Here is a 9,796-nt window from a genome sequence, read left to right as displayed (position 1 = left end):
CGCCGGTCCGGCGCGGCCCCGCACACCCGGCTGATTCGCCGGCTCGCCGCGCGCCGGTGGTTCAGCGCCCGTGGAACGTCGGCCTGCTCCTGTCGACGAAGGCCGCGATCGCCGACGAGGCGTCCTCGGTGGCGGCCGTACGGACCAGCGCGTCCGTCTCGCGGCCGAGCTGGGTGGACAGCTCCGAGGTCCAGGAGTCGCGCAGCAGGCGCCTGACCTCGGCGTAGGCACGGGTGGGCCCGGAAGCCAGTTTCCGCACGGTGTGCCACGCCTGGTCTTCGAGCTCGTCCGCGGGCACCACCCTGGTCACCAGCCCCCAGTCGGCGGCCTCGGCGGCGTCGAGCACCCGCTGCTCGAAGTACCACTCGGCCGCGCGCCGCGCGCCCACCAGCCTGGGCAGGAACCACGTGCCGCCGCCGTCGCCGGACAGCCCGAGGGCGCCGAAACCCAGGGCGAACCTGGTGCCCTCGGCCGCCAGCACGATGTCGGCGCAGTGCACCAGCCCCAGGCCACCACCTGCCACGGAGCCGTGCACCGCGGCGACGACCGGCGCGTCGAGGCCGCTCAGCAGCCGCAGCGCCTCATGGTAGGGGCCGGTCATCCGGCGCAGCAGTTCGGGCAGTTCCGCCGCGGAGGCACGCGCGAAGACCGAGATGTCGCCCCCCACCGTGAACGCGGGCCCGTCACCGATCAGCAGCACCGCGCGCAGGCTCTCGTCACCCGCGCATCGCACCGCCACCTCGTACAGGTCACCGGCCATCGCCTCGTCGATGGCGTTGCGGGCCTGAGGGCGGTTGAGCCGGATGACGGCCAGCCCGTCGTGGACCTGGAAGTCGACGGCCGAGAGTTCGCGCCCGGCGATCGCCGGGGTCCGGCCGGGTCCGCCGGGAGGTGTGTCCTCCGCCAGCGCCCGCGCCCACCTCGCGCTGTCGGTGAGCTGGACGAGCTGGACGACGCGGCTTTCGGCGAACCGGATCAGGTGGGTGAACTCGGCGTCGAGCTCACCCCCGGTCGCGCGGGCCCTACCGGTGTAGCGGCCGAGCACCAGCAGCCGGCCGTCGTCCAGCAGGTGGAACCCGGTGGGCTCGGCCCGGGCCGCGAAGTTCCTGCCGATCCGGCCCCAGAACTCGCCGAGCATCGCCTTCGGCCCGGAGTACACGCCACCGAGATCCAGCGGCAGCCCTTCGGTGGCGCGCCCCTCGAATCCGGGATGCAGCAGGTCCGCGAGGCGATCCCGGTCCCCCTCGGCCAGTGCCTCGTACAGCTGTCTCGCCAGCCGCTCCCCTTCTTCGAGTCGCACAGCCGACCTCTCTTTCACAGTGCCTCGCCGATTCACACAGCCTCGCGGAACAGCACCGTCTGGCATTATTCTAATCTATCTTAAGTTAAACCAGCTGAGGAGGCCGCACCGTGCGGCCCTCTCACAAGCGGATGGAGAGCGACGTGGCAACACTGTCCGAGGAGGAGCAGGCGGTCGTGGCGACCGTACGGGAGTTCGTCGACCGGGAGGTCCGGCCCGTCGTCCGCGAACTGGAGCACGCCGACGAGTATCCGGAGAAGCTGATCGAGCAGATGAAACAGCTCGGCATCTTCGGGCTCGCCGTTCCCGAACCCTACGGCGACGCCCCGGTCTCCACCGCCTGTTACGTCATGGTCACCGAGGAGCTCGCCCGCGGCTGGATGAGCCTGGCCGGGGCCATGGGCGGTCACACGGTGGTCGCGAAGCTCATCGCCACCTTCGGTACCGAGGAGCAGAAGCAACACCACCTACCCCGGATGGCCACCGGCGAGGTCCGCGCCACGATGGCGCTCACCGAGCCGGGCGGCGGCTCCGACCTGCAGGCCATGACCACCCTCGCCCGGCGGGACGGCGACGACTACGTGATCAACGGCGCCAAGACCTGGATCACCAACTCCCGTCGCTCCCAGCTCATCGCACTGCTCTGCAAGACCGACCCGACCGCCAGGCCCGCGCACAGCGGAATGAGCATCCTGCTCGTCGAGCACGGACCCGGCCTCACCGTCTCCCGTGACCTGCCCAAGCTCGGTTACAAGGGGGTGGAGAGCTGCGAGCTTTCCTTCGACGAGTACCGCACCCCCGCCTCCTCGGTGCTCGGCGACGTCGAAGGCCGCGGGTTCGCGCAGATGATGAAGGGGCTGGAGACCGGCCGCATCCAGGTCGCCTCCCGTGCCCTCGGTGTGGGCCGGGCCGCGTTCGAGGACGCCCTGCGCTACGCCCAGGAGCGCGAGAGCTTCGGCAAGCCGATCTGGAGGCACCAGTCCATCGGCAACTATCTCGCGGACATGGCCACCAGGCTCACCGCGGCGCGCCAGCTGGTCCTGCACGCCGCCGAGCGCGCCGACACCGGACAGCGCTGTGACCTGGAAGCCGGAATGGCCAAGCTCTTCGCCTCGGAAACCGCGATGGAGATCGCGCTCAACGCCGTGCGCATTCATGGCGGATACGGCTACTCCACCGAGTTCGACGTCGAACGCTACTTCCGCGACGCCCCGCTAATGATCGTCGGCGAGGGCACCAACGAGATCCAGCGCAACGTCATCGCGTCGCAGCTCGTCAGCAGAGGAGGTCTGGATCTTTGATTTCAGAGCGCCCCTCACCCCGCCGGGACCGCCGGGACCGCCGGGACCGCCGGGGAACTGTCCCGGCGGACGAAGGAACCTGCCCGTATGATCGGTCGGTGCCTCGTAAAGCCAGAAACAGGTCGGTCTCAAAAGACGCCACCGGCCCGAAGTCCAGCCGTACCCGCGAGCGTATTCTCGACGCGGCGGCGCACGTCCTCAGCCGGAAGGGCTACTCGGGAACCCGGCTCGGCGACATCGCCGACCAGGCACAACTCCAGGCACCGGCGATCTACTACTACTTCGGATCCCGCGAGGAACTGATCGAAGAGGTCATGTGGACCGGCGCCCAACGCGTCCGCCAACACGTCACCCAGAGCCTCGACGCACTCCCCGCCGACACCACCCCGATGGACCGCATCTGCGCCGCCGTCGAAGCCCACCTGCACGTCGAACTCGAACTCTCCGACTTCGCCACCGCCCTCATCCGCAACTCCGGCCAGATCCCCGAAGACCTCCGCACCCGCCAGCTCGCCGAAGAAGCCGAATACAGCAAACTCTGGCGCGACCTCTTCCGCGCCCTCGACAACGCCGGCCAACTCCGCCCCGACCTCGACCTGCGCGTCGCCCACCTCCTCGTCGTCGGCGCCCTCAACTGGGCCGCCGAATGGTGGAACCCCAAACGCGACACCTTCGAAGCCGTCGTCCGCACCGCCCAATCCCTCATCCGCCACGGCCTCGGCACCACACCACCGGACCAACCCACCGAGGAAACCACCCCCCGCACCCGGCGGGGGCGAACCCGTCCCGCTCCCTGACCCCTCCGACCGCGAACACCTCCTCGGCGAGGGACGTCCGCCCGTGCCGGCGGCACGGGATCCGGCGTGGCCGGGAGGCACCGAGCCCCCCGGATCGGCACGCGAGGTCAGAGCGCGCGGACGGCGTGGTGCCCTACGGCTTGCGGCCCACGCCGCCGTACTGGAAGACGTCGCGGTCGCGGAAGCTGGTCTGCGGCTCGGGCCGCCACGTGGGCAGCGACACCACGCCGGGCTCCAGCAACTCCAGCCCGCCGAGGAACTCCTCCAGCTGCTGCCGGGTGCGAAGGGTGAGCGGGGTGGCGGCGCTGGCGTTCCACCTGGCGGCGGCCTCGTCCATCGACGGGCTGTGCACGCTGTGCGCGATGGCCAGGTGGCTGCCCGAGGGGAGCGCGTCCAGCAGCGTGCGCACCGCGGTGTGGGCCTGGTCCCCGTCGGGGACGAACTCCAGGACGCCCATCAGCATCAGCGCGACCGGCCGGGAGAAGTCCAGCGTCCGCGCGGCCTGCCGCAGGATGGGCGCGGGATCGCGCAGGTCGGCGTCGATGTAGGCGGTCTCCCCATCCGGGGTGCCGCGCAGCAACGCCCTGGCGTGGGCCAGCACGATCGGGTCGTTGTCGACGTAGACGATCCGCGCCTTGGGGTTGACCCGCTGGGCGACCTGGTGGGTGTTGTCCGCTGCCGGAATGCCGGTGCCCACGTCCAGGAACTGGTCGATGCCCGCCTCACCGGCCAGATGGCGCACGACCCGGCCGATGAACTCCCGCTCGGCCCGCGCGTTGACCGGCAGATCCGGCATGACCTTCACGATCTCGTCGCCGACCGCGCGGTCGGGACCGTAGTTGTCCTTACCGCCAAGCCAGTAGTCCCACACCCGCGCCGAATGTGGGATCGAGGTGTCGATTCGCGCCAACACCTCGGTGTCGGCCTCTGTGATTCCCTCGCTCATCAGAGCCTCCTCACCAGCGCACCCCGTAACAACACGATCGGAGCCCACCATAGATGATCTCCGATCGGCCCGACGAAAAAATCGCCGTACATCAGACCAATTCAGTCGAGGGAGTCCTAAAACATGACGTTCTCCCCCGCGGCGGCGAGCCGTAACAGCAGGTGCCCCGGTACGGGCAACCGCCCATATCACGGCGTTATGGGATTTTGTTAGGTGTTCGACCGCCTCACTCGGTGTCAGCTTTGGGGGAGCCCCGACTCTCAGGGCTCCCTGTATCCCTCCTCCCCACAAGGGACACCGAGAGGAATCGCCCCCCGTGAATCCGAAGACCAAGCTGGGCGCCGTAGCCGTACTGGCCGTCGCCACCCTGATCACCCCCGCCGCGGTGAGCAGCACGTCGGCGTCGGCGGACATCGCCGCCGGCGCCCTCTCCGCCGACCCCCCGGCCTACTCACCGCCGGACGCGGAGGCGCGCAACCGCGCCGTGACCACCGCCAACGCCACCATCGCCATGAGGTCGGAAGCCCTCCTGAAGGGGCAGAACGAGAAGTTCACCCTGACCGCCAACGTCTCCGGCGCCCAGGGCCTGCAGTACCTGACCTACACGCGCACCTACCGGGGTCTGCCGGTGTTCGGCGGTGAAGTGATCGTCTCCACCGACCGGGCCGGAGAGCTGGTCGGGTCGGTGAGCTCGGGCCAGCAGTCCAGGATCACGATCGACGTCACGAGCAAGGTGGACGCCGCCGCGGCGACCGCCACCGCCCGCGCGCAGGTGTCCACCGTGGAGAGCGTGAGCACCCCCCGGCTGCTCGTGCACGCCGCCACCACCACGCCCAGGCTGGCCTGGGAGGTGGTCGTCACCGGCGCCAACGGCGAGATCCCGAGCGTCCTGCACGTCTTCGTGGACGCCCTCGACGGGTCGATCGTCGACTCCTACGACGAGGTCCGCGCCGGGACCGGCAACAGCTACTACAACGGCAACCCGGTGACCATCCAGACCTCCGGCTCCGGCAGTTCGTACTCGATGACCGACACCACCCGTCCCGGCCTGCGCTGCGGCGGGCAGGGCGGCACCGCCTACACCGGGACCGACGACGCCTGGGGCACCGGCTCGGGCACCAACCTGGAGACCGCCTGCGTCGACGCCCTGTACGCGGCGCAGACGGAGTGGAACATGCTCCGCAACTGGCTGGGCCGCAACGGGTTCAACGGCTCCGGCGGCGCCTTCCCGGCCCGGGTCGGCCTGAGCGCCGTCAACGCCTACTGGACCGGCAGCTACACCAACTTCGGGCGCAACCAGGCCAACACCCGGCAGGCCACCCCGATGGACGTGGTCGGCCACGAGTACGGCCACGCCGTCTTCCAGTACTCCGGGGCCACCGTGTCCAACACCACCGAGGCCGGCGGCCTGAACGAGTCGACCGGCGACATCTTCGGCGCGCTGACCGAGCACTACGCCAACCAGCCCGCCACCCTCGACCCGCCGGACTACCTGGTGGGCGAGGAGGTCAACCTGGTCGGCTCCGGCGAGATCCGCAACATGTACAACCCCTCGGCCGAGGGACACCCGAACTGCTACACCTCCCCCTTCAACTACGAGGTGCACGCGGGAGCGGGCCCGCAGAACCACTGGTTCTACCTGCTCGCCGAGGGCACCAACCCGGTGGGCAAGCCGGCCAGCTCCGTCTGCTCGGGTCCGGCCACCCTGACCGGCATCGGCATCCAGAAGGCCGGCCAGATCTTCCAGGCCGGGCTGAACAGCAAGACCTCGCCGTGGACGCACCCCAAGGCACGAAAGGCCACCGTGGCCGCCGCCAAGGCGCTCTTCCCAGGCAGCTGCGTCGAGGTCAACGCGGTCAAGGCCGCCTGGAGCGCGGTGAACGTCCCGCTGCAGAGCGGCGAGGTGACCTGCCCGTAGCACCGGGCGGCTTCCGGCTCCGAAGATGAACCACAGTCCGGGCTCCGGCGACTCGCCGGGGCCCGGACTGTGATTTGAACATCCGAAAGGGGTAGGTACGGGCTGCTGAAAGCCGGAGGCGGGGGAATGGGGGCGGACGATGGTCCTCAGCCGGTCCTCCGCACCGCCCCGAGGCATGGAAGACGGCGGGTGGGAAAGGTCCGCGGACCGGGAGGCCGGATCTCCGCACCGCGCGGCCGGATGAGCGGCGAGGCGACGGCCCTCCAGGAACAGGAGGGGGCCGATCCGCGCCGCTGGAAGGCGCTGACCGTCTGCCTCGTCGCCGGCTTCATGACCCTGCTGGACGTCAGCATCGTCAACGTGGCGCTGCCGGCCATCCGCGCCGGGCTGAACGCCCCGCAGAGCGACCTGCAGTGGGTGGTGTCGGGGTACGCGCTCACCTTCGGGCTGGCGCTGATCCCCGCCGGACGGTTCGGCGACATGCACGGCCGGCGCAACGTGTTCGTTCTCGGCGTCGTCCTGTTCACCCTGTCCAGCGCGGCGGCCGGGATGGCCGGGGACCCGACATTGCTGGTCATCGCGAGACTCATCCAGGGGATGGCGGGCGGGGTGTTGAATCCGCAGGTCAGCGGATTGATCCAGCAGCTCTTCCGGGGGGCGGAGCGGGGCCGGGCGTTCGGGATGCTGGGCACCGTCATCGGCGTCTCGACCGCGATCGGCCCGCTGCTCGGCGGGGCACTCATCCAGCTCGGCGGGGGCCCCGACGCCTGGCGCCTCGTCTTCTACGTCAACGTGCCGATCGGCATCCTGGCCGTGCTCCTGGCCTACCGCTACATCCGGCCCTCCGCGCGTGGCGGCCGTCCCCGGGAGAGCATGGACCCGGTGGGCGTGCTGCTGCTCGCCCTCGGCGTCGTACTGCTGCTCCTGCCGTTCGTCGAAGGGCGGCAGTGGCAGGGCGCGGGTAGGTGGCCGACGCTGTTCACCGGGCTCGTCGTGCTCGCCGCCTTCGTGGCCTGGGAGCGCCGGTACGGGCGGCACCACCAGCCGGTCGTCGACCTGTTCCTGTTCCGCAGACGCTCGTACGCGCTCGGTGCCCTGCTCGGGACGCTCTACTTCGCCGGCTTCACCGCGATCTTCTTCATTCTCACCCTGTACCTGCAGAACGGCCTGGGCTATTCGGCACTGGAGGCGGGGCTGGCGACCACCCCCTTCGCGGCGGGGTCGGCCGTGGCCGCCGCGCTGGGCGGCCGGATCGTCACCCGGCTGGGCCGGGCGCTGGTGGTGGCGGGGTTGCTGCTGGTCGCGGCCGCACTGGGCGTCACGGAACTCGCCGTGCGGCTGGTCCCCGGCGAGCACGTGGCCTGGGCCATCGCGCTGCCGCTGCTCCTCGCCGGTCTGGGCAGCGGCCTGGTGATCTCCCCCAACCAGACGCTGACCCTGTCGGAGGTGCCGGTCGCGATGGCCGGCACCGCCGGCGGGGTGCTCCAGACGGGACAGCGGATCGGCACGGCCGTCGGCATCGCGGCGATCGGCTCGGTGTTCTTCGCCGAGGTCACCTCCTCCCACGGCGACTACGCGACGGCGTTCCGGCACTCGCTGCTGGTCGCCATCGCCTTCGTGCTGGTCTCGCTGGTCGTGGCCGTCATCGACGTGGTCACCGCCCGGCGTGCCGGGCGCCGCTGAGACGAGGGCGGTCAGTCCGTGAGCACGCAGCGGGTACCGGAGTAGATCGTCGGCATGCACCGGTTGCAGTGGACGCACCGGGATTCGACGGCACGGTCCCTCATGATCCGGTTGGGCAGGTCCGGCTCCATGAGCAGGGCCCGGCCCATGGCGGCGAACTGGAAGCCCTCGCGCATGGCCAGTTCCATGGTCGCCAGGTTGGTGACGCCGCCGAGGAGCACCAGCGGCATCTTCAGGGCGGCGCGGAAGGCGCGGGCGTCGTCGAGGAGGTAGGCGTCCCGATAGGGGTAGGCGCGCAGGAACCGGCTGCCGATCAGCCGCATTCCCAGCCGCTGCGGCTGCTGGAGCGAGGCCGCGAAGTCACGGATCGGGGCGTCGCCCTTGAACAGGTACATCGGGTTGAGCAGCGAACTGCCCACTGTCAGCTCGATGGCGTCGAGGCCGCCGTCCGCCTCCAGCCAGGTCGCGGCCTGGAGGCTCTCGTCGGGTGTCAGGCCGCCTTTGACCCCGTCGTCCATGTTGAGCTTGGCCAGGATCGCGATCCGGCCGCCGACGGCCTCCCGCACCGCCAGGGCGACCTCGCGCGCCAGCCGGGCCCGGTTGACCGGGCTGCCACCGTAGCCGTCGGTCCTGTTGTTGAGCCGAGGGCTGAGGAAGGAGCTGACCAGATAGTTGTGCCCCAGGTGGATCTCGACGGCGTCGAATCCCGACTGCTCCGCCAGGAGCGCCGCGTCGGCGTGCGCGCGGACGATGCGTTCGATGTCCGCGACGGTCGCCGCCCGGGTCATGCTCATCCCCAGCCAGTTGAACCGCCGGGACGGGCCCAGCGCGGGGAGCCTGTTGGAGGCGGGATTGGCCACCGGGCCGGCGTGGCCGATCTGCGCGGAGATGGCGGCGCCCTCGGCGTGCACCGCCTCGGCGAGACGGCGCAGGCCGGGCACGGCCTCCGGGCGCATCCAGATCTGCCGCCACTGCGTGCGGCCTTCCGGCGCCACCGTGCAGTAGGCCACCGTGGTCATGCCGACGCCTCCGGCGGCCACCCGCCGGTGAAAGTCGATCAGTTCGTCGGAGACCAGCGCCTCGGGGGTCATGCCCTCGAAGGTGGCCGCCTTGATCAGGCGGTTGCGCAGGGTGATCGGCCCGAGCTTCGCGGGTGCGAAGACGTCCGCGGCGGTTTCTGCCATGGGCCAGTGTTACCAAACAAGCGCTTGGATTCCAAGAGGCCGGGACGCTGTTCCGTCGCCGTACGGCTCGTCCGCGGTCAGGCCGGCGCGTACGTGAGGCAGTCGATGTCCTTCTGCGCGTAACCGACCACGATGCCGGAGGCCTGGCATTCGTACTGGACGTTGTGCTGGCAGTCGGACATCTTGCAGGCGCCGACCCGACCGGTGGCGGCGGGGTCGCCCCCCTTCACGTCGACCTTGAAGAAGGTCTCGCACTCCGCGTGATGACTGTTGCCGACCGTTATGGCCAGCGCGTGGCAGACGTGCTCCGCGTTGTAGGCGCACGCGTCGACCTGGCACTCGTTGACTGCGGGCATTTTCATGGCTGACGCCTCCTGGGACTCGGGCCGGCCCCGGACGTGGCCGGCCATCGCCGGGGCCGGTCGCCCGACGTTCTGTTCGGTATCACCGCGCGGCGGCGCCGGCTCCTCCGCCGGCACCCGGGCCGTCAGGTCCTCACCACGCTCTTCCGCGCTCAGGAGTCGGACATGACGCGGTCCCCGTTCACGCACGCGGACACAGGGACTAACCGGTCTAGTACCGCGCCCGAACCACCTTCACGCTCATCTGGCCCCCAAGGCTTCTCCAAGAGCGGCCTCCGGCGGACCTTCACGATCGGGAAGGCACC

At 70.4% G+C, this 9,796-nt stretch carries 8 protein-coding genes; 4 read left to right on the top strand and 4 right to left on the bottom strand.

The annotated features are described in order from the left end of the window. Positions 1-61: 61 nt before the first annotated feature. Complete coding sequence (locus tag AB0J58_RS33470; protein WP_364223494.1) at positions 62-1,300, bottom strand: enoyl-CoA hydratase-related protein; 1,239 nt, start codon at positions 1,298-1,300, stop codon at positions 62-64. Positions 1,301-1,443: 143 nt separating this feature from the next. Here AB0J58_RS33470 and AB0J58_RS33465 point away from each other — a divergent pair, with 143 nt between their 5' ends. Both AB0J58_RS33465 and AB0J58_RS33460 read left to right on the top strand, forming a co-directional pair. Then, positions 1,444-2,601: an acyl-CoA dehydrogenase family protein gene (locus AB0J58_RS33465; RefSeq protein WP_364223492.1), complete on the top strand. Its 1,158-nt coding sequence runs from the start codon at positions 1,444-1,446 to the stop codon at positions 2,599-2,601. A gap of 98 nt (positions 2,602-2,699) precedes the next feature. Next, positions 2,700-3,398 (top strand): TetR/AcrR family transcriptional regulator, encoded by a 699-nt coding sequence (locus AB0J58_RS33460; RefSeq protein WP_364223490.1) that lies wholly within the window; start codon positions 2,700-2,702, stop codon positions 3,396-3,398. A gap of 133 nt (positions 3,399-3,531) precedes the next feature. Here the strand turns inward: AB0J58_RS33460 and AB0J58_RS33455 are convergent, their stop codons facing one another. Then, positions 3,532-4,344 carry an SAM-dependent methyltransferase gene (locus tag AB0J58_RS33455; protein WP_364223488.1) on the bottom strand — a complete coding sequence of 271 codons (813 nt, stop codon included), beginning with the start codon at positions 4,342-4,344 and terminating at the stop codon, positions 3,532-3,534. Between the two features lie 316 nt (positions 4,345-4,660). On the opposite strand from AB0J58_RS33455, the gene AB0J58_RS33450 reads away from it, so the two are divergent. Both AB0J58_RS33450 and AB0J58_RS33445 read left to right on the top strand, forming a co-directional pair. Beyond that, on the top strand, positions 4,661-6,262 hold the full coding sequence (locus tag AB0J58_RS33450; RefSeq protein WP_364223486.1) for a M4 family metallopeptidase: 1,602 nt from the start codon (positions 4,661-4,663) through the stop codon (positions 6,260-6,262). A 189-nt stretch (positions 6,263-6,451) separates the two neighbouring features. Then, entirely contained in the window at positions 6,452-7,945 is a 1,494-nt protein-coding gene (locus tag AB0J58_RS33445; protein ID WP_364223484.1) for an MFS transporter, read from the top strand. An 11-nt stretch (positions 7,946-7,956) separates the two neighbouring features. Here AB0J58_RS33445 and AB0J58_RS33440 read toward each other — a convergent pair whose 3' ends face one another. Together AB0J58_RS33440 and AB0J58_RS33435 are read right to left on the bottom strand one after the other, a co-directional pair. Continuing rightward, a complete protein-coding gene (locus tag AB0J58_RS33440; protein WP_364223482.1) occupies positions 7,957-9,129 on the bottom strand; it encodes an NADH:flavin oxidoreductase in 1,173 nt (390 codons plus the stop codon). Positions 9,130-9,206: 77 nt separating this feature from the next. Continuing rightward, complete coding sequence (locus tag AB0J58_RS33435; RefSeq protein ID WP_326639352.1) at positions 9,207-9,491, bottom strand: DUF1540 domain-containing protein; 285 nt, start codon at positions 9,489-9,491, stop codon at positions 9,207-9,209. Positions 9,492-9,796 lie beyond the last annotated feature (305 nt).

The sequence above is a fragment of the Streptosporangium sp. NPDC049644 genome, from assembly GCF_040675205.1.
Taxonomy (GTDB): Bacteria; Actinomycetota; Actinomycetes; order Streptosporangiales; family Streptosporangiaceae; genus Streptosporangium; species Streptosporangium fukuiense.
This window is presented reverse-complemented; position numbering and strand designations above follow the sequence as displayed.